At 66.2% G+C, this 18,670-nt stretch carries 18 protein-coding genes and 1 pseudogene; 13 read left to right on the plus strand and 6 right to left on the minus strand.

Annotation, left to right across the window (positions count from 1 at the left end):
- Positions 1-840: 840 nt before the first annotated feature.
- The 4 genes from AC1D1G_RS04375 (at position 841) to AC1D1G_RS04390 (ending at position 3,430) form a co-directional block, all read left to right on the plus strand.
- A complete protein-coding gene (locus tag AC1D1G_RS04375) occupies positions 841-1,182 on the plus strand; it encodes an ArsR/SmtB family transcription factor (protein WP_280782828.1) in 342 nt (113 codons plus the stop codon).
- Positions 1,183-1,185: 3 nt separating this feature from the next.
- Positions 1,186-1,671, plus strand: a complete 486-nt coding sequence (locus AC1D1G_RS04380; protein WP_283335774.1) for an SRPBCC family protein — start codon at positions 1,186-1,188, stop codon at positions 1,669-1,671.
- 183 nt (positions 1,672-1,854) lie between these two features.
- Complete coding sequence (locus AC1D1G_RS04385) at positions 1,855-2,433, plus strand: dihydrofolate reductase family protein (protein ID WP_477951338.1); 579 nt, start codon at positions 1,855-1,857, stop codon at positions 2,431-2,433.
- 235 nt (positions 2,434-2,668) lie between these two features.
- The gene (locus AC1D1G_RS04390) at positions 2,669-3,430 is read left to right on the plus strand and encodes a dienelactone hydrolase family protein (protein WP_477951339.1); all 762 of its coding nucleotides are present in this window, start codon (positions 2,669-2,671) and stop codon (positions 3,428-3,430) included.
- A 72-nt stretch (positions 3,431-3,502) separates the two neighbouring features.
- Here the strand turns inward: AC1D1G_RS04390 and AC1D1G_RS04395 are convergent, their stop codons facing one another.
- Positions 3,503-4,972, minus strand: coding sequence for a carboxylesterase/lipase family protein (locus AC1D1G_RS04395; protein ID WP_477951340.1), 1,470 nt, complete (start codon positions 4,970-4,972; stop codon positions 3,503-3,505).
- A 308-nt stretch (positions 4,973-5,280) separates the two neighbouring features.
- Here AC1D1G_RS04395 and AC1D1G_RS04400 point away from each other — a divergent pair.
- A pseudogene (locus tag AC1D1G_RS04400) lies at positions 5,281-5,652 on the plus strand (DUF6537 domain-containing protein); the annotation flags it as partial.
- A gap of 28 nt (positions 5,653-5,680) precedes the next feature.
- On the opposite strand, the gene AC1D1G_RS04405 reads toward AC1D1G_RS04400, so the two are convergent.
- Entirely contained in the window at positions 5,681-6,148 is a 468-nt protein-coding gene (locus AC1D1G_RS04405) for an SRPBCC family protein (protein WP_477951341.1), read from the minus strand.
- A 380-nt stretch (positions 6,149-6,528) separates the two neighbouring features.
- Here AC1D1G_RS04405 and AC1D1G_RS04410 point away from each other — a divergent pair, with 380 nt between their 5' ends.
- Together AC1D1G_RS04410 and AC1D1G_RS04415 are read left to right on the plus strand one after the other, a co-directional pair.
- The gene (locus AC1D1G_RS04410; protein ID WP_280782816.1) at positions 6,529-7,290 is read left to right on the plus strand and encodes a ParA family protein; all 762 of its coding nucleotides are present in this window, start codon (positions 6,529-6,531) and stop codon (positions 7,288-7,290) included.
- On the plus strand, positions 7,287-7,868 hold the full coding sequence (locus AC1D1G_RS04415; RefSeq protein WP_477951342.1) for a hypothetical protein: 582 nt from the start codon (positions 7,287-7,289) through the stop codon (positions 7,866-7,868). The genes AC1D1G_RS04410 and AC1D1G_RS04415 overlap by 4 nt, the downstream gene beginning before the upstream one ends.
- Positions 7,869-8,383: 515 nt before the next feature.
- On the opposite strand, the gene AC1D1G_RS04420 is transcribed toward AC1D1G_RS04415, so the two are convergent.
- Both AC1D1G_RS04420 and AC1D1G_RS04425 read right to left on the minus strand, forming a co-directional pair.
- A complete protein-coding gene (locus AC1D1G_RS04420; protein WP_280782814.1) occupies positions 8,384-9,406 on the minus strand; it encodes a glutamate ABC transporter substrate-binding protein in 1,023 nt (340 codons plus the stop codon).
- On the minus strand, positions 9,406-10,854 hold the full coding sequence (locus AC1D1G_RS04425; protein WP_283335768.1) for a hypothetical protein: 1,449 nt from the start codon (positions 10,852-10,854) through the stop codon (positions 9,406-9,408). The genes AC1D1G_RS04420 and AC1D1G_RS04425 overlap by 1 nt, the downstream gene beginning before the upstream one ends.
- Before the next feature lie 83 nt (positions 10,855-10,937).
- On the opposite strand from AC1D1G_RS04425, the gene AC1D1G_RS04430 reads away from it, so the two are divergent.
- The 5 genes from AC1D1G_RS04430 (at position 10,938) to AC1D1G_RS04450 (ending at position 14,853) form a co-directional block, all read left to right on the plus strand.
- Complete coding sequence (locus AC1D1G_RS04430) at positions 10,938-11,726, plus strand: hypothetical protein (RefSeq protein ID WP_477951402.1); 789 nt, start codon at positions 10,938-10,940, stop codon at positions 11,724-11,726.
- A gap of 73 nt (positions 11,727-11,799) precedes the next feature.
- On the plus strand, positions 11,800-12,201 hold the full coding sequence (locus tag AC1D1G_RS04435) for a LapA family protein (RefSeq protein WP_477951343.1): 402 nt from the start codon (positions 11,800-11,802) through the stop codon (positions 12,199-12,201).
- Positions 12,202-12,356: 155 nt separating this feature from the next.
- Entirely contained in the window at positions 12,357-12,638 is a 282-nt protein-coding gene (locus AC1D1G_RS04440) for a hypothetical protein (RefSeq protein WP_009476898.1), read from the plus strand.
- A gap of 497 nt (positions 12,639-13,135) precedes the next feature.
- The gene (locus AC1D1G_RS04445) at positions 13,136-14,299 is read left to right on the plus strand and encodes a Gfo/Idh/MocA family protein (RefSeq protein ID WP_477951344.1); all 1,164 of its coding nucleotides are present in this window, start codon (positions 13,136-13,138) and stop codon (positions 14,297-14,299) included.
- An 86-nt stretch (positions 14,300-14,385) separates the two neighbouring features.
- Entirely contained in the window at positions 14,386-14,853 is a 468-nt protein-coding gene (locus AC1D1G_RS04450; RefSeq protein ID WP_477951345.1) for an SgcJ/EcaC family oxidoreductase, read from the plus strand.
- Positions 14,854-14,907: 54 nt separating this feature from the next.
- Here the strand turns inward: AC1D1G_RS04450 and AC1D1G_RS04455 are convergent, their stop codons facing one another.
- Complete coding sequence (locus AC1D1G_RS04455) at positions 14,908-16,314, minus strand: guanine deaminase (protein WP_477951346.1); 1,407 nt, start codon at positions 16,312-16,314, stop codon at positions 14,908-14,910.
- Positions 16,315-16,516: 202 nt separating this feature from the next.
- The gene (locus AC1D1G_RS04460) at positions 16,517-17,296 is read right to left on the minus strand and encodes a hypothetical protein (RefSeq protein ID WP_477951347.1); all 780 of its coding nucleotides are present in this window, start codon (positions 17,294-17,296) and stop codon (positions 16,517-16,519) included.
- A gap of 144 nt (positions 17,297-17,440) precedes the next feature.
- On the opposite strand from AC1D1G_RS04460, the gene AC1D1G_RS04465 reads away from it, so the two are divergent.
- Entirely contained in the window at positions 17,441-18,661 is a 1,221-nt protein-coding gene (locus AC1D1G_RS04465; protein WP_283335760.1) for a cytochrome P450, read from the plus strand.
- Positions 18,662-18,670: the final 9 nt, after the last annotated feature.

An 18,670-nucleotide genomic window follows, 5' to 3' on the forward strand; every position in this document is an offset into this window, starting at 1 on the left:
GTAGACCGGCGAATCATCTCTGGTGACGGCGACGGGGCGACCGGGCGAGGTCACGCTGACAAGACTGCGGTGCGGTGCGAGCCATCTTCGCTCGCACCGCACCGTTGTCACCTGAGGGCTACTGGCAGCCGCATCCGTCGCCGGCCGTCGCCGTCGGACCGCAGCACGTCGACTTCTCGCTGAGGTCGCAGCAGGTGGCTTGTCGTTCGGTGCTGCAACACGTGGGTGCCGCAGTCCGTGGGTTTGCGTCCGTCCGATCCGTCGTCGGGTTTTCGAACTTGTCGGCGTTGGTCATGGTGACTCCTTGATCCGTGGGGATGGGTACCAGATCAGACGGAGGAGACCGAAAATGGACGCACTGGCCCGTCGCGAAGGATGAGGTGCGCCCGTGCCTGGCCGCGCCCCCACGGAGATACGTGGCGTGTCGAAACTTGTGTGCGAAACCGTCGGCGACCAGCACGGATGAATCCTGCGGAGGACAATGGGACGATGCGATCCGAGCCGAACCTTGACGACGCCGGAACGGCGGGCGCGGGTGAGGAGCCCTGGTATGAGCTGGTGGCCGCTCTGCTGGGCCAGTTCGCTGGATCGCAGACCGGGCACCGGGTGTCCTTGGCCCAACGGTGGGGTATTGGGTGGCGTGGGCGATACCGCCGCCGCTCACGGTGTTGCTGGGCTTCACCGGTCTCTGCCTGATGTTCGCACCGCTGTGGATCTCGATCGATGTCGGCGGGTTCTCCCCGAGCTAGATCGCTCTCGTCGGCACGCCGCCTGCAATAACTTCAAGCTGAGAGTCGAAGGGGCCTTGCACATACAACCAATCGGTTGTATGTTTCGGGTGTGTCAGAAACAGATGAGGACCGGGCCGATGCCCTGTTCCACGCGCTGTCCGACCGAACGAGGCGCGACATCATGCGTCGCGTGCTGGCCGGCGAGCATTCCGTCTCGGCACTGGCAGCGAAGTACGACATGAGTTTCGCTGCGGTACAGAAGCACGTCGCCGTTCTCCAGAAGTCCGGCCTACTCGTCAAACGACGCAGCGGCCGTGAACAACTCGCCACGGGCGATGTGGACGCAGTTCGCGCGGTGTCGTCCATGCTCGCGGAGCTGGAACACGTCTGGCGTGGGCGAATCGCGCGCATCGACGAACTGATCGCGACAGAACCCCAACGGAAGGAATGAACGATGCCTGTCACCAATGTCAGCCACGACATCGACGCACTGACCCTGACCATCACCGCCGAGTTCGCCGCGCCCCGCGCGCGGATCTGGCAGATCTATGCCGATCCTCGCCAGCTCGAGAAGATCTGGGGTCCGCCGACGTACCCGGCGACGGTGGTCGACCACGAGTTCACTCCCGGCGGTCGGGTCACCTACTACATGACCGGACCCGAGGGTGACAAGCATGCGGGCTACTGGAACATCGTCTCCGTCGATGAGCCGACCGGCTTCACCTTCACCGACGGATTCGCCGATGCGGATTTCACCCCGATCGAATCGATGCCGGTGTCCACCAACGAGTTCTCCTTCGAGGAGAAGGACGGCAGCACCATCGCGACCTACGTCAGTACCTACGCAACCGCCGAAGGTCTCCAGCAGGTGCTCGACATGGGTGTGGTCGAGGGTGCCTCGCAGGCGATCGGCCAGATCGACGACCTCATCAAGGGCTGAGCCTGACGGTTCACCGCACAGACCGATCTCGCCGCCTCGCCCGCCACGTGCGAGGCGGCGAGCCGGAACGAAGGACGCGACACTCTTGTTGCGACCACAGTCGCCCACTCCGACGGCGATGAGTTTCGCAGTGGTTCCCAGTCTGTACCTACACCGATCACAACCACACTCGAGGAGAACGACATGACCGCGACCTACACCTTCGACGTCTTTTCCAGCCTCGACGGCTTCGGCGGAATCAGCGGCGGCGACTGGGGCGGCTACTGGGGCAAGCAAGGCCCCGAGTTGCTCGACCACCGCCTTGCCTTGTACGGCGCGGAGCAGCGGATGATATTCGGGGCCAACACGTATCGGGCGTTCGCGCAGATGCTGGCCTCGAGCACCGAGGAGTCCGAAGTGCGTGACCCATGGGTCACCCGGATGAGGAGCCTGCCGGCGACGGTGGTGTCGACGACGCTGGAAGGGCCTCTCGACTGGCCGGACGCGACCGTCGTGAGCGGTGACGCCGTCGACGTCGTCGCCCGGCTCAAGGAGGAGTCCGAGGTGCCGTTGCGCTCGCACGGCAGCCTGTCGATGAATCGGGCGCTGATGGCCGCCGGCCTCGTCGACCGCCTGCAGGTGACGCTCTTCCCTGTGATCACCGGTCAGACCGGTGATGACCCGATCTTCCAGGGTGGGGCCGACTTCGACCTGGAACTGCTCGAGAACCGGACGCTGGACGGTCACATCCAAGAGCTCATCTACCGACCCACACTCCATTGACCTGTAGGAATACCAGGCGCGGCCCATCGGCGATCGGCCCTCGCGTACAGGAAATAGGTTGGACGGGATTCGGTTCAGGTTGATAGCGTGCGCGAGACCGTGACATCACGCGAGGAGGTGAGACCCATGAACGCAGTAACCATGTGGGTGCTCCCGCTCGTGTTCACGGTTCGGCGATTGACATAGGTGTCGCCGGGAGCGCCTCGACAACAAGGCAATCCCGAAAGGCAACACCATGCATTTCACGTCTGAGACATCGTCGAACGGTGTCATCGAACGTACATTCACTCTGGATGAGATCACCGGCGTGCTCTGGTCGCCCACATCCGGAACCGTCGGCGCACCGCTGCTGCTGTCGGGGCACTCCGGCGGCATGCACAAGAAGGCGCCGGGGCTGGTCGCCGGTGCACTCCACTGCGTGACCACCTATGGGTACACCGTCGCCGCCATCGACGCGCCCGGACACGGCGACCGGCCGCGAAACCTTCAGGATCAACGGTGGGCCGAGGCGATCCATCGGGCCCGGGCGGCGGGCGAGCCGATCGCCCCGATCGTGATCGATTACAACATGTCGCTGGCGGAGCGTGCGGTGCCGGAATGGCAAGCGACTCTGGACGCCCTGCAGGCGCTGCCCGAGATCGGCGTCGAAGCGCCGATCGGCTACGGCGGCATGACGTTGGGTGTCGTGACCGGGCTGATGTTGACGGCGGTCGAATCCCGGATCGCTGCCGTGAGCTTCGGTGGGGTTTTCGTGTGCGACGCTCTGATCGAGGCGGCAAGAAAGATCACCGTCCCGGTCGAGTACCGGATTCCGTGGGACGACGAGGAATTCGACCGCACCTCCGGGGTCGCGTTGTTCGACGCCTTCGCCGCGAAGGAGAAGACATTGCACGCCTACTCGGGCAGGCACTACCCGGTACCCGAATACGAACGCGACAGCTCGGCCCGGTTCTTCGCCCGCCACCTCGGCCGGGCCGCCGACACGGCTTCGGACTGACGTGAACGGTATCGGCGTCCGGCCCCGCGCCGGACGCCGATACCGCCAGTGCCGCGCTCCCGCCGGCCTGGATCAGGGCAGGTATTCGGCGCCGGTGTCGTCGGGAGCGGTGTCCTCGCAGGGGTGCGGGCCGGCATCGAACCTCATCGCTTTTCTGGCGTCGTCGTAGGTGGGCCAGCCGGGATCTCCGTGGGTGGCGAAGTCGAGCCAGGCTTGGTGCATCGCCTGGGTGAGGGCGCCGGGTGCGTCGTCGCCGATGAGGCCGCGGCATGCCTGTGTGGTGTCGAAGACGAAGGGGACGTCGAGGCCGTGTGCGGCGCCGTGCAGTGGTGATCGCCATGCGAATTCGCAGACGTAGGTGGGGCCTGGGTGGCGGCGGGCGGTGCGGCGGCTCGGTGATCGGAACATCAGGTCGGTGTAGGCGGCTGTGAGGGCATGTGCGGGGGTGACGGCCGGGTCGTGGAGACCGTGTCGTTCGAGGAGCGCTTCGGCATCGGGGTAGGTGGCGGCCAGCTCGGCTACGGCGTCATGCGCGTCGAAGGCGGCGAACTGGTCGGCACCGAAACCGAGGTTGGCCTCCTCGAGTGTTGTGCCGATCAGCAGGTCGACGCCGCGCGAATGGGTGCTCGGGACTCCGACCGGGTCGGGGAGGACGTCGTCACCCGTGGTGGGGAGGAACAGTGCGCGACGGTGGCCGGGGTCGACACCGTTGCCGTCGCGCAGGTCTGGGTGGGGTTCGTTTCTGAGCAGAGCTGCCTGCGCGCGCACCAGGTCGGGGGCAGAGAATGCGCGGAATGCGTCTGTGGTCGGGGAGGTTCCGAGCCGGGCGGCGAGTGCCTTCGTGAGTTCTTCGGTGACCTCGAGCGGGCGGGCCATCTCGTCGTGTCCGCTCTGGACGATCGCGCGCCGGAACAGTCCGGCGGCCAGCGGGGAGTGCAGCAGGAACGCGACCGAGGAGCCGCCGGCCGATTCGCCGAAGACGGTGACGTTGTCCGGGTTTCCACCGAACCCGGCGATGTTGTCGCGAACCCAGCGCAGGGCGGCGATCTGATCGCGCAATCCGATGTTCGTGTTCGCGACCGCACCGGACGGTGCGAGGAAGCCCTCCGCCCCGAGTCGGTAGTTGACGGTGACCAGGACGACGCCGTCGCGCGCGAACGAGGTGCCGTCGAAGGCGGGGGCGGCGCCCGAGCCGATCATGAACCCGCCGCCGTGGACGTAGACCATCACTGGAAGCCCACCCGTGCCGGGGTCGGGTGTCCAGACGTTGAGATTGAGGTAGTCGCCGTCTCCGGCGACCCATCCGGGCCCGATCAGCGGCGTTAGATTCGCGTGAGCGGGGTGCAATGCCGGCTGGGGTGCGGTAGCGCCGTAACCGGTGGCGTTCCTGGTCCCTGCCCATCGTTCGGCAGGACCAGGGGGTGCGAATCGGCGTTCGCCCGCTGGAGCTGCTGCGTAGGGGATTCCCAGGAATCGGGCGACCCCGTCGGTGTGGTCACCGGAGAGTCGCCCTGCCTCAGTGTTCACGGTACGGACGGTCATCGGCGACGTCCCCTTTCATCTGTGCGCCTCACCTCGGATGGTCGGGCCGAGGGTGGCCGTGTGAATCAGCACCCCACCTCGTCCAAGCCTGCCATGGGCTCGGTGTCCGGCCTGAGATAGTCGCCGCCAGGTCGTAGTGGGTCGTGGTAGACCTCACCGACGACGGTCCGGCTCCGTTCCAGGAAGACCAGTGGCCGCGAGGGGCCGCGCGACGAAGTAGGAGAACCAGCATGACGATTCAACGGAGGGAGCAGCTCAACTGACAGAGTCGATCGAAACATCGCGGGCGCGCCGGTAGCGCCGTCCGGCTACACCCCCCGGTGCTGCGCGCCATGGGGATGAAGAACAAGCTCTCACTCGGATCCTGGATCAACCCCGGATTCCGGACCCTGCACCGCATGCGCAAGATCCGCGGCACCAAGCTCGATGTGTTCGGCTACCACCACATCCGGAAGATGGAACGCGAGCTGATCACCGAATACCGCGAAACCATCGAGCAACTCCTCCACCCACTCAACCCGCACAGCCTGACCGCCGCGGTGGAGATCGCCGAACTGCCCGACCTCATCCGTGGGTACGAACAGATCAAGGTCGCCAACGTGGAGTCGTACCACCAGGAACTGGACAATCTCGTCGAGGCGTACCCGCTGACCGCCCGAGCCGAGAAGCAGGTCGTGTAGGGCCCGGCTCGAGTCGCAGCCGACCTGATCAGCGGGATCCTTCGACGTACGATGCCAGGTTCGCCAGCGAGGAGGTGATCCCGGCCTCGTGTGCCGCTTGGTCTATGCCGGGTGGCACGTCCGTGGCGGTGACGGTCACCTCGGTCCCGTCACCGGCGGCAGCGAGGTGCCAGGTCATCGTCATGGTGCCCGCGTACGACGGGTCGTCAGCTTCGAACACCGCCAGCTGCACCACGCGTTCCGGTGGCACCAGGTCTGCGAATCCGACATCGACGACATCCGTCGTATCCGAAGTCTTGCCGGGACTGTCGGCAGGGTCGAGGTAGGTGAGGACCATCCGAAATCCACCACCGGGCCGAGGATCCCACCGTTCGACCCGCCCGCGCATGCCGTGCGGCGGCAACCAGGCCTCGAGAGACTCCCGGTCGAGGAGGGCACCGTAGACAGTCGCCGGTGATGCCGCGATCACCCGGCTGGCGCGGTCGGTTCTGTCCATCGCTCGATTCTAGGGCCGAGGAGCACCAGGAGATCTCTGTTCGCCGAGTGCCACTCGTTCGTTCTCACACGCCACTCGACTTGTGTGCGGCGGTTCACGACATCTGCATCCGATGAAATGCGGAGCACGCTACCGGTAGCCGCTGTACTACCACAGCGGTAGTCGGACCACCGGGGGAGTGCCTGGCGGGCGGGCCGGCGGGGCAGGCCGAATCGTTCAGGCCGCACTCCCACCTGACGCGGCTGTAGTTCACATCCGTGTAGTCGCCGTCACACAGAGGTCGAGGGTTCCGCGCTCGGATCGGCGGGTCATCCGCGTGCCTCGACCAAGTTAAGTATCTTGAGCTAGGTCACTATATTTACACGAAGGGACAGGCCCACATGACCCGCACCATCGCAGTGGTCAACCATAAAGGTGGTTCCACCAAAACCACGAGCGCGGTCAACCTCGCCCAAGCCCTCGTCGAAGCCGGCTACACCGTCCGCGTCGTCGACCTCGACCCACAATGCAACGCCACCACCTGGCTCGGCGCCACGCCCGAAGCCGTCGACAACGATGTCCTGTCGGTACTCATGCTGGTGGCGAGCATCGAAGATGCCACCACCATCACCGCGTCCGGGATCCACCTCGTTCCCGCCACCAAGGAACTCGATTCCGTCGGGCCCTATTTCCTCAAGAAGCCCGGTGCACACGGCGTCCTGCGCAAAGCCCTCGCCGGCGCCCCCGACGTCGACTTCAACCTCCTCGACTGCCCCGGAGACTTCGACCACCTGACCATCAGCGCACTCGTCGCCTGCACCGAAGTGCTTGCCGCTGTCATGACGGGAGCCATGGAACTCGAAGCGCTCATGCGGATCGAGAACTACATCACCGAGCAGGTCGAGTTGCTCAATCCCACTGCACGGCTCAATCACATTCTGTGCGGCCGCGTCGAACTCGGCCAGGTCATCGACCAGCAGGTCCTCGCCGCGCTCCGCGAAACCTACCCCGATCAGACGATGCACACCATCATCCCGAAGTCCGTCCGCGTCAGCGAAAGTTACAGCGCCGAAGAACCCGTCGTCAGGTGGGCACCGTCCTCCTCCGCAGCGCGCGCCTACCGCGACGCCGCCCAAGAACTCGTCGAAAGGGACCCCCGATGAGCGTGACACGTAAGCCGGGACTCGCTAACAACCCCCTCGCACGCCGCCCCCAGCCCCGCACAGGCGCCCACCAGGACGGGACGTACTCGACAACCGGTCACAAGGACCTCCTGACGAGCGTGACACGTAAACCCGGACTCGCCAACAACCCCCTCGAACGCCGCAAGCCACGACTGCCGAACCTCGTCGAACAGGGCGTGGACGTCGCAGGACTTGCAAGCAACCCCTTCGAACGCCGCAAGCGACGACTGCCGAACCTCGTCGAACAGGGCGTGGACGTCGCACAAGAAGCAGCCACCATCGCCGAACCGGTGGCCCTCGGCGAGGAAAAGAAGACCACCAGACGGGTCCCCGCAGACAAGAAGCAGGAATCCGTCCTCATCAACCGCGCCAAGGTCGAAAACGGCAAGAATGCCGTCGCCGCCATCGGCCACATCGCCGGCGCCCCCAACAGCTGGTCCAGCCTCGTCGACGAAGCCCTCGCCCACTACCTCACCGTCCTCGAACGCGAATACAACAATGGCGAACCCTTCCCGCCGCGCAACGCCGAACGCGTCCGGAGGCCACGCATCAACTAGCCGGCTCGTCGGCGGATCGTGGCGGGCTGTCGGTAGGTGCGGTCGCTACGCATCGACGACACCTCTGACGTTCTGTGCGCGTGCGGGTCTCGCGGCTGCCTCGATCCGGACTTGATCGTCGTCGACGCCGGGTCTCCAGACGCGCTCGGCGGTGTTGTTGCAGAGGCATGGACGCGGCACGCACGGTTGCAGTCGCAGAGGACGCTGGTGCACGCGTTGTTTCCCGCCCCGAAGCTGGTGCGACGCCATCGCTGACGCCGGTGCAATGACGGTCCCGGCTAACGACGGAAACCGCCGTCGTACTGGCTATTGAGGTCCGTCCGGAGGCGGTTTACCGTGGAGGGTGCGGGCCGTATCCCGTCGGGTCGAGATCAGGCAGTCCGGGATACGACTCGCCGGGGGGTTTTCAGCCAGAATGCGTGGGCCTTCCCCACACCGTCGGAGGTTCGGGATCGGTGGTGGGCGCGCTCAGTGTCGCAACAACTTTCCAGCACGTCCGATGTCCGCGTCGACCCTCAATCGCGATACGTGGCCGGGGGTGGGCCCGCGATCGGCCCGAGTGGTGTGGCCAGCCACCGGTCGTACACGCGCATCCAGGTTCCGTCGGCGCGTATGCGTTCGAGGGTGCCGTTGACGAACCGCACCAGGTCCTCCTTGTACTTGTTGACACCGATCGCCCAGTGCTCTTCTGTCTCCAGCCGGGGCCCCACGATCTGAAAATTCGGGTCCTGGGAGGCGAGCCCGGCGAGGAGCGAGTCGGAGGTGCTGGTCGCGTCGGCCTGCCGTTTCTGCATGGTGACGAGGCAGTCGTCCCAGTTGGGGACCGCGATGATCGTGGCGTCCGGCGCGACTCGTTGGACGGTGCCGAGCGAGGTGGTGTCGAGAAAGGTGCAGACCCGTTTTCCGGCCAGGTCCGCCGGTCCGGCGATGTCGGAACCGCGAGGGACCAGAATACGCTGGAAGGCGCGGACGTACTCGGTGGAGAAACCGACGCGTTGGGCGCGTTCGCACGTGATCGAGAATCCATGTGCGACGACGTCGACGTCGTTGTTCTCGAGTGCGGAGAACCGGCCGGCGGTGGTGAGTAGCCGGAACTCGACTTTCGTCGGATCGCCGAAGATGTCGCGGGCGATCTCCTTCGCCACATCGATCTCGAACCCCTGCAGGGTGCCGGTGGTCGGATCTCGGAAGCTGAACAGATTGGTGTTCTGGTCGACGCCGACGATCAACCGGCCCCGCCCTGCGATCTCGGCAAGTGATCCACCGGGCGGCATCTGCCCGGGCGGGGGTTGCGGGCCGGGGCGCAGGCTCGCGAGCGCCCCACACGACTCGGGGAGCGGTGGCTCCGGCGGCGGACTGTCCGTGGGCGGGATGATCTGCGCACCGTCCGTCATCGGTCGTGCGGTGTACGTGGCCGCGACGGTCGGGGTGAGAGGGTCGGGTGCGGCGCAGCCGGCGAGCACGGCGACGGCGAGTACGCCGACGAGGTGCCGGGCACGCGGTCTCGCCCCCGGTCTCGGAAGCCTCACCTGTGTCATCAGTGGTACTCGTTCAGTCGCGGCCAGATCCCCCCGCCGACGGCGAATCCGCAGGACACGCCAATAATCATGCTACCGACTGCCAGTGCCGACATCGACCGGTAGACGTCCGTCACCGCGTTGGCCTCGTCGTCGCGGAGTCGGTCGATCGCGTTCCGGAGGGACTCGTCCAGGGCGGCGAACTGCGTCGACGACGTGCCCGAGCCGGATCCGGCGGCGATCGCCGCGGCGGTCGGGTAGTCACCGCGCTCGAGGGCGATCTCGATGTCCCGGTGCGCGGCCAGCCAGCCGTCGCGGGCCGTCACGGCGTCGCGAAGGTGTTGCTCGGCGGCGCGACCATGCGAGCTCTCCAGCTGCCGGGTGAGTTCGTCGGACAAGGCCTGGGAGTGCCGCGCGTAGTCGACTTCCGACTGGGTGTCGGAACCGCGTTGCAGGATGGCGAGGGTTTCGTCGGCGCGGGCCTGCTGCGCCAGGATGCGAGCGCGGGCAACCGCGTTGATCGGTTGTGTTCCTTCGGTTCTCGCGTGTTCGCTCGCCGACGTCGACACCAGGCTTCCGCCGATCAGCCACAGCAGAAGCCCGGCCATGAGCAGGGTGGCGACAGCGAGGCCGGGGTTGAACCGGCGCTTGCTCTTCCGGACGAGGTACAGCTGGGCGAGGACGAGGGCGACGAGGGCGGCCGCGGTCACCGTGAAGGCGGTCGCGGGCAGCTGGGCGGTGTGCGTCTGGATCTCGGCGACCGCCTCGGCCTGATGGACGTAGAGTCGCTCCGCCAACGGGAGGATGGTGGCCTGCATAAGCGCGGACGCATCGGCCAGATACGCCACCCCGACCGGGTTACCGGCCCGGTCGTTCGCCTGAGCCGTGGCGACGAGGTTGAAGTACTCGGCGAGGTCGCGCACCACGTCCGACAGCAGTGCCAGCGATTCGGCGTCCTGCGACGACACCCCATTGGTCGCCGTGACCAGCGCGTTCGACGCGTCCCCGATCGCCTGGGTGAACTGCTCCGCGCCAGCAGTCGACTCGGCACCACCGCCACCGGAGACGAAGGACGTGGTTGCGGCGGCGTCGGCGATCGACAGCGAGCTGTAGAGCGCCTGGGCCGCGTTTGCGAGGGGCTCGGTGTGGGTGCGCAGTGTCTCGACTCGCTGTTGGCGCGCGCCGACCGCCGCCGAGGTGATGGCGCCCGCGGCGATGACCGCGGCGATGAGTGCGATCCCCAGCACGGTCAGCCGCCCGGGCGTCGACGTGAAGAATTCGACCCACGGGCGGCGGCGGACCACGGGCTCGACGAGCAGGTCCTCGTCGAGCGTGTGGGCTTCGGTGACGGCGTGCTCGCCGCGGTGGAACATCCGGTCCTCCTGCACCGCCACCGCGGTTCCGGTAAGAGCACCGATCCGGGCCGCGGGGCTGAGTTCAGTGTGCACCGACGGTGCCGAGCGGCGCACCGACTCGGGAAACAGGCACCGCAGGAACCAGATTTCCGGTGATCGGGCGGCTGAGCCCGGGTGGAACCGGGTACTCGCACGTTATGAAGAGGTGGGCGTGCCGCGCCGCGCTGTCGCTGTTGGTGGCCGGGCTCGTCGCGTCCGCGTCCGGAGTGACGGCCCATTCGGCTCCGGCGCCCGACAGGATCGACGAGGTGCCGGGGCGGACGGCGCTGTCGTTCATGCACACCCCGAGCGGAACCCGCGTCGGGACGGCGAATCAGGGGGAAGCCCGGCCGGGTTTGTCGATCGTGAAGCTGTATATAGCCGACTACATGCTCCGGCACGGCGACGGCTCTCCCGAGGACCTCGCGCTCGGACAGCAAATGATCCGCGACAGCGACGACTCCGCCGCCTCGCAGGCGTACGCCAAGTACCCGCAGTCGATCGATGCGATCGCCGCCGAGTATGGGCTGACCAGTACCCGTGACTCCGGATTCTGGGGCGATGCGGTTACCAGCACCGCCGACACCGTGACGTTCCTCGAGGCGAAGAAGACCACCGATCCGGACAGCCGCATTCTGGAGTGGATGGCCACCGCGGCCCCCGTCGCCGCCGACGGAACCCATCAGAACTGGGGTACCGGGCGGCTGCCGTCGGTGACCGGAACCAAGTGGGGGTGGTCGGACCTGGGGCCCAGTGTTGTCGCTTCCGCGTCGTTCGGGCCCGATTTCTCGGTAGCGGCCAACACGTACGGCACTGCCGACCAGCACACCGGTGACGTTCTCGGTGCCTTCGCGGAGGATCCGGCGTCACCACCACCGCCGGTGGCGCAGGATCCCATCCAGGATTTGATCGACCGGTTCGTGCCCCTGTTGAGCACGCCACGATGATCGACATCCCGACGTGCCGGAGGGAACAGCCCTGACCCGGTTGGTGGGGTGACGGCCTGGGTAATCGGGTCCCATGTTGCCCCCAACGGACGAAACACCGAACGCCGGACCGCACCTGCCGGCAGGACAGACGCCGGGCGGCGGGGTGCCTCCTTCCGACCCGCACGCCCATGACGCGGGTTCCGGGATACCGCCGGATGTGGCGAGAGGTAAGGGGATCAAGCACACGCGTACCGGGGCGACGTGGACTGGTCTGGTCATCGGCATTCTCGTTCTGGTCCTGCTTCTCGTGTTCATCCTGCAGAACCTCGACAGCGTCGTCCTGGAACTGTTCGTCTGGGAGTTCACGGTCCCGCTCGGGGTCACTCTGCTGTTCGCGGCCATCGCGGGCGCGGTGGTCATGGCGCTCGTCGGCGGTGTCCGGATCCTTCAGGTCCGGCGGGCAGCGAACCGGCAACGGAAACTGACCACCTGACCGTTGCTCATTTTCCGTGTTCGCATCGATCGATGCGTCGACCGGTCAGGCCCTCGGCCGAGAGATTCGAGTAGTCGACTACTCGGTTCAACTGGCGAGGGTCCTCGTACGGTCGGTCCTGTATCGCATTCGTGATTCGACGAAAGGACACCGAAATGGCTTGGTCGACAACTCCTCAGGGGCTTTTTCTCGCCGCTGGGCAGGCGAATCAATTCTCCTTCTCGTTTGGAGACATCTGGAAGGGCCCGCAGTTGGCGACTGCGAGACTCGACGCCAGCCAGGGCGGTGGTGGCACGAAGATCCTGATGACGCAGTGGCAGGGCACCGCGAACGCACCGGTGTTCGGCGGCCCCAGCAAGCAGTACTACGTGCTCGGCATTCACAACAGCTCCACTTCGGGCGTGTGGTTCCATCTGGAAGGAGGCGTCCTCGCATGACGACACAGGAATCGCCAAGGGTTTCCCAGATGCAGGTCCTGACGGACGAACAGGGCAGCATTCTCGCCGCTGTCCTGCGAACTGCGGACGTGGCGTCGGGCCCGGCATCGGGTGAGGACGTTCCGCCTCAGGTTTCGCTTGTTCCTTCGGAAGGCCAAGCGTTGCATGAACTCTCTGTGCCTGGTGGACCGTCGGGGGACGAGATGTTCGAGCCGCTGGATCAGTGGATGGTTCGGGTCGACGCCGGTGTACCGGCGTTGGTGCGACGCGCGGGCGCGTAGTCGCTGGTGGAGGTGCGCCGGGTCGGCACCTGCTGCGGAAGGGGAACGCTGGTCCGCGCGATCAGCGGTCCCTCCGCGCGATGGCGGTGCGAGGCCCGGAAAAGCCATCAAAATCACCTCGAGAGCCACTTTGTCAGAACAAATGATTGACTTCGCTCGTGGCGCGCAGCACTGTCGTAGAGACACACGCCGCACCGATCAGTCCCGGAGTCGATCTTGACCAACGTCAACCCCACCGAAATCGCAGTAGCCGTCGCCGGATTCGGCTGGATGGGCCGCGTGCACACGAACGCGTATCTGCGTCAGCGCCAACACTTTCCGGAAGCGCCGTCCATCCGTCTGGGGGCCGTCGCCGACGAGGTACCCGGCCGCGCCGAGGAAGCTGCCGCCCAGTTCGGGTTCGGCGCAGCGCTGACCGACTGGCGCGACATCGCCGCCGACGAGAACATCGACGCGGTCAGCATCACCGCACCCAACTTCCTGCACCGTGAGATCGGCGTCGCGATGGCGGAGGCGGGCAAGCACATCTGGATCGAGAAGCCGGTTGGGCTGTCGTCCGAGGACGCGAAGGCAGTCGCCGCCGCTGTGGAGAAGGCAGGCGTCCAGTCGACCGTCGGATTCAACTACCGAAACGCACCGGCCGTTGCGATGGCGCACGATCTCATCGCGGCGGGCGAGCTGGGCACCATCACGCACTCACGCTTCCGCTTCCTCAGCGACTACGCCGCGCATCCGGACGGTGCGCTGAGCTGGCGCTACGAGAACGCGCGCGGTGGGTCGGGCGTTCTGGGCGACCTTGCCTCGCACGGTGTCGACCTGGTCCGGTACCTGCTCGGCGACATCGACGCAGTCGTGGCCGACACCGCGATCTTCATCCCCCAGCGCGCCATCCCGACGGGTGCCACCAGCGGGCATGCGCGCGCGACGGGCGGCAAGTTGGGGCCGGTGGAGAACGACGACTTCGTCAGCGCGCTGGTTCGCCTGTCGTCCGGCGGACGGGTCACGCTGGACGCGAGTCGCGTGGCCGTCGGCGAGCAGAACAACTACGGGTTCGAAATCCACGGCACCAGGGGTGCGGTGTACTGGGACTTCCGCCGGATGAACGAACTCGGAACGAGCCTCGGGAGCAAATACCAGGACCAGTCGATCACCACGGTGTGGGTGGGCCCCGACGCCGGAGCGTATGCCCGTTTCCAGCCGGGTTCCGCGTCCTCGATGAGCTACGACGACCTCAAGGTCATCGAGGGGAACAACTTCATCGCCTCGATCCTCGACGGAAAGGCCCGGGGCGCAACGATCGCCGACGCCGTGGCCGCGGCCGAAACTCTCGACGCCATCACGGCATCGGTCGCATCTCGTGCGTGGGTCGACGTGCGCTGATCCGATCCGCAGAGCCAGGCCCCGGAGTTACGCTTTATCGGTTAGCGGGTCAATTCCGGTAGGCGCCTTTCTCCGCGGAGGTTGGTATGAATACCACACCGTTCGGCTCGGGCTTCGCGATTCTCGCGTTGGCGATTTCGGCGGTCGCCTGTTCCTCGGGCAGATCCTCTGACTCCGAAGACAATTGCGTGCGCGCGACAGACAGTGAACTGGATGCGCTCCTCACGAGTTGGAATGACGCACTGGAAAGCGGTGACGCGAGCAGGGTCGCCGCGTTGTACCGGCCGGATGCGGTGCTGCTGCCGACCCTGTCGGTGCCTATGGCCGACACTCCGGAGGAAATAACGGAGTATTTCGTCAACCTGATCAAGGCCGATCCCATTGCCCGCATGGAAGAAAGTGTCAAATATTCGGATTGCAACCTCGCCTACAACGTGGGCCGCTGGGTCATCAACGCCTACGGTCAAGATGTGGCGGCCAGGGTGACGTGGGTCTATCGGTACGAAGACGGAAAGTGGCTGATCGCCAACCACCATTCGTCGGTGAACCCCTAGCCGTGACCGCCGGTCGACCGTGAGGTCGTCCGGCGGTCACGGGAAACCACCCGTCTAGGACGCCTTGGCTTTCCGGCCTGCGACGTAGACCTCGGAGATGGACGTGTCGCGTATCCCCATCAGCAACGCGAACAGGGTCTGATCGCGGGCCAGATCGGGATCGGCGGCGCGAACGGCGTTGCGCAGCAGGCCGTCGAGCGCAGGCGTGCCGGACGGGTCGACGACGACGAAGTCGGCTTCCTTCCCGACGTCGAAATTGCCGAACCGGCCCTCCATGTCCAGTGCCCGGGCACCGCCGAGGGTGCCGACGAACAGCATCTCGGCCGGATGCATCGACACCCCGTCGTCACCGGCCTCGGTGATGTGCACCTTGAACGCGTCGCCGAGCACCCGGGGAATCAGCCATTCGTCGCCGCCGCCGAAATCGGTTCCCACCGAGATGTTGACGCCCGACGCGACGGTGCGCTTCCACGGCATCGTTCCGGATCCCAGGAACAGCTGCGAGATCGGGCAGTGCGAGACGGACGTGCCGGTCTCGGCCATCCGTTCGAGCTCGACATCCTGACAGTGCACGCAGTGCGCGAGGATGGTGCGTCGGCCCAGCAGGCTCTTCCCGCCCACTTCCGAACCGGGCAGGAACTTCCCGTCGTAGGTGTCCAGGTATGAATTCACCTGATAGGTCTCTTTGGTCGAGTCGACCTCGCCGGTGCCGGGACGATTGTTCTCGTTGAGGTGCGAGTGCACGTACACCCCGCGGTCGCGGACCTCTTCGTAGAGTTCTCCGAGATTTTTCAGGGTCTCGGGGGTCACCGACAGCGAGAACCGCGGGATGATTGCCACGTGCAGCAACGCCGTGGCGACATCGCCGGTGTCGGCGCCGTGCCATTTCTCGATCTCCTCGCGGGTGAGCCGGATCGCGTCCTCTTCGGAGGTCATCAGCGGCTGAGCGGTTTCGCCGCCGACGGTCTGAATTCCGCGGCCGCTGACGATCCGCAGACCGGCCTTCTGCGTCTCGGTGAACAACGCGTCCTGCGCATGTGGGAACGCCGACCCGAACACCATGGCGGCCGTGGTGCCCGCGGAGATGCGCCGGTTGGTGAACTCGACGGCCGCCTGCTGCGCGAACTCCGGGTCGGCGAACTTCGTCTCCGACGGGAACATGCACAGGGTCAGCCATTCCAGCAGCTGACCACCGCCGTAGGAGTCGCCGGCGTAGGTCTGCGGGAAGTGGATGTGGGTGTCGACGAACCCCGGCAGCAGAAAGCCGGGCCTGTGGTCGTGCACGGTGCCGGACTCGTAATCCGACGGGATCTCGGCTCGGTCACCGCAGAACACGATTCGCCCGCCGTCGTCCAGCACCAGGGCGCCGTCGGGAATCGATACCAGGGCGGCCGCGGCTTCGGTTACTTTCGGTGTGCCGGCGATGTGGAAGATGTGTCCGAGATGGGTGTGCGTGGCCATGCGATGAACTCCCGTCGAGTGGTAACGGATCATGCCTTCTGCAATGAACTTCGGCGGCTGGACGAAGCCCAGCCGAGTAGCACCTGTGCGGCCGCGTGCCGCACCACGATGAGATAACAGCCCGTACTAACAATGCCACCGATCCGACCCGGGTCGCGGCCGAACAGGCCAAGCGCCCGCGGCAATCACTGCCGGCTCGGTGCTACTGCGGGGGTGTGCGGTCGTCGACGAATCGACGGATGACCTTGTCCCAGCCCAATGACTCGAGAAGTTCCGCGGCGGTGGCCCGCGACGTGAGCGGCCGGAGCACGTCGATGTCGAGGTCGCCGCTGGTGCCCAGGACGTCGTCGAGGCGCAGGCAATCGACGTACCCGTAATCCGTCCAGGGTTCGACGTGGCCGTCCCAGTCCGCGGTGTCGGCGTACGGCCCGCCGAGACGCAGCTTTCCGCTGCGGTGGATCATCACGTACCGCGGAACCACCTGCATCGTCTCGTTGGCAGTCGCCAGGGTCAGCTCGGGGTCGGCGGCGGGATCTGCGCCCGCGAGCCTGCGGTCGTAGGACGCCGTCTTGACCGTTGCGACCTCGACCAGCGCCCGCACGTAGACCCACCGCGCCCGCTCGATCGAGCCCGCCCACGCCGATTCCTCGTCCGCGCAGGAGAAGACGTTCTCGGCCGGTGTTCGTATCAGCAGCCGCGTCCCGACCCGTTCGTGATCGACAACCAGGTCTCCGTCGACGACGAGTTCGCCGTCGTGCTCGCGGACCCCGGTGATCGTCGCCACCGCGAGCACCTCGTCGTCCGGCGCGGTGACGAACAGTTCACGCTCGGACTGGACGCTGTCGGCATCACCGGGAAACGGGCCACGACCTCTGGCGAACGCTTCGGGCTGGGTCAGGTCGGCGCGAAACCCGGTCTCGGTCATCCCCAACGGATGATCGCGCACCTCTCGCAGGTTGCCGAGCCGAACCCTCGACGCCACAGGTCGATCCTCCCCGTTTCATCTCCGGCGCACCGCCGGGTGATCCTATGATCATAGCTGTTGACCTGCGGTGATGCCTCATCAGCGTAACCATGGCTTCCCCAGTAGGGTCGCAGTATCGATACGACCGACCGAGGGGGACCGGTGACGGGTTCTGCGTCCGAAAAAATCATCTCGCCCGCATCACGGGCGTTCTGGGACCGCAGTTTCGCGGGTCGTCGCGCGATGTTCGAGGAGCTTCGTCAGCGATCGCCGATCGAGTTCCACACGGAAACAGCCGGTCCGGGCTTCTGGTCGGTCGTCGGATACGACGACGTGGTGGCGGTCAGCCGGAACCCGGAGGTCTTCTCCTCGGCCAAGGGCTTCACCATCGACGACGTCCCGGTCGAGATCCTCGAGTTCGCCATGTCGATGATCGCCATGGACGATCCCCGTCACCGGCGTCTGCGGGGCATCGTGCAATCGGCGTTCACCGCGGCGTCGGTGCGGGGCATCGCCGAGCGGGTGCGCGGCTACGCTGCGCAGATCGCCGCGGACCTTCCCCGAGATGCCGAGTTCGACTTCGTCCCCGACGTAGCGACCCGGTTGCCGGTGCAGGTGATCTGCGAGTTGATCGGGATCCCGGAGAGCGACCGGCCGATGATCCTGGCCGCGGCGGCCGACGTCGTTGCCGGAGGTGGTGATCAGGAGTTCGTCACCGCACCCGGCGGCGCGGCCGGCCTGGGCCAGATCTACGGGTATGCCCTCGAGCTGGGTGAGAGACGCAAGACGGATCCCGGTGAGGATCTGACGTCCCGGCTGGTGTCGACGATGGTCGACGGCGAGGCCCTCACACCGACCGAGTTCGGTTCGTTCGTCATCCTGCTGATCACGGCGGGTTTCGAGACCACCCGGCAAGCGTTGGCCTGGGCGCTGCATCTGCTCACCGAGCACCCCGATCAGAGAGAATTGCTGCTCGCCGATTTCGCCGGCCACATCGACAACACGATCGACGAGGTGATCCGCTTCGCCTCCCCGGTGCCCTACATGCGGCGCACCGCGACCGTCGACACCGAGCTCGGCGGCGCCCACATCGCGGCGGGGGACAAGGTCGTCATGTGGTACGTGTCCGCGAACCACGACGAACGCATCTTCGACGGTCCGGGCCGGTTCGACATCACCCGGGCGAACGCCGGTAAGCACCTCGGTTTCGGTGCGAAAGACATCCACCACTGCCTGGGTATGAACCTCGCACGGCTGGAGCTGCGCGTCATGCTCGAAGAACTTTTCATCGCCCACCCCGCACTCCACGCGGTGGGCGAACCGGAACTGCTGCTCTCCGCGTTCATCAGCGGCATCGCCGCACTGCCGGCCCGGAACACGTGACGGACGGTG

The organism is Rhodococcus sp. P3_B8, from assembly GCF_056402775.1.

Excerpts from the sequence above, each read along its gene's own strand:
- AC1D1G_RS04380 (WP_283335774.1), top strand. The coding sequence starts at position 1,186 with ATGCCTGTCACCAATGTCAGCCACGACATCGACGCACTGACCCTGACC.
- AC1D1G_RS04385 (WP_477951338.1), top strand. The coding sequence starts at position 1,855 with ATGACCGCGACCTACACCTTCGACGTCTTTTCCAGCCTCGACGGCTTC.
- AC1D1G_RS04390 (WP_477951339.1), top strand. The coding sequence starts at position 2,669 with ATGCATTTCACGTCTGAGACATCGTCGAACGGTGTCATCGAACGTACA.
- AC1D1G_RS04395 (WP_477951340.1), bottom strand. The coding sequence starts at position 4,972 with ATGACCGTCCGTACCGTGAACACTGAGGCAGGGCGACTCTCCGGTGAC.
- AC1D1G_RS04405 (WP_477951341.1), bottom strand. The coding sequence starts at position 6,148 with ATGGACAGAACCGACCGCGCCAGCCGGGTGATCGCGGCATCACCGGCG.
- AC1D1G_RS04410 (WP_280782816.1), top strand. The coding sequence starts at position 6,529 with ATGACCCGCACCATCGCAGTGGTCAACCATAAAGGTGGTTCCACCAAA.
- AC1D1G_RS04415 (WP_477951342.1), top strand. The coding sequence starts at position 7,287 with ATGAGCGTGACACGTAAGCCGGGACTCGCTAACAACCCCCTCGCACGC.
- AC1D1G_RS04420 (WP_280782814.1), bottom strand. The coding sequence starts at position 9,406 with ATGACACAGGTGAGGCTTCCGAGACCGGGGGCGAGACCGCGTGCCCGG.
- AC1D1G_RS04430 (WP_477951402.1), top strand. The coding sequence starts at position 10,938 with ATGAAGAGGTGGGCGTGCCGCGCCGCGCTGTCGCTGTTGGTGGCCGGG.
- AC1D1G_RS04435 (WP_477951343.1), top strand. The coding sequence starts at position 11,800 with ATGTTGCCCCCAACGGACGAAACACCGAACGCCGGACCGCACCTGCCG.
- AC1D1G_RS04440 (WP_009476898.1), top strand. The coding sequence starts at position 12,357 with ATGGCTTGGTCGACAACTCCTCAGGGGCTTTTTCTCGCCGCTGGGCAG.
- AC1D1G_RS04450 (WP_477951345.1), top strand. The coding sequence starts at position 14,386 with ATGAATACCACACCGTTCGGCTCGGGCTTCGCGATTCTCGCGTTGGCG.
- AC1D1G_RS04455 (WP_477951346.1), bottom strand. The coding sequence starts at position 16,314 with ATGGCCACGCACACCCATCTCGGACACATCTTCCACATCGCCGGCACA.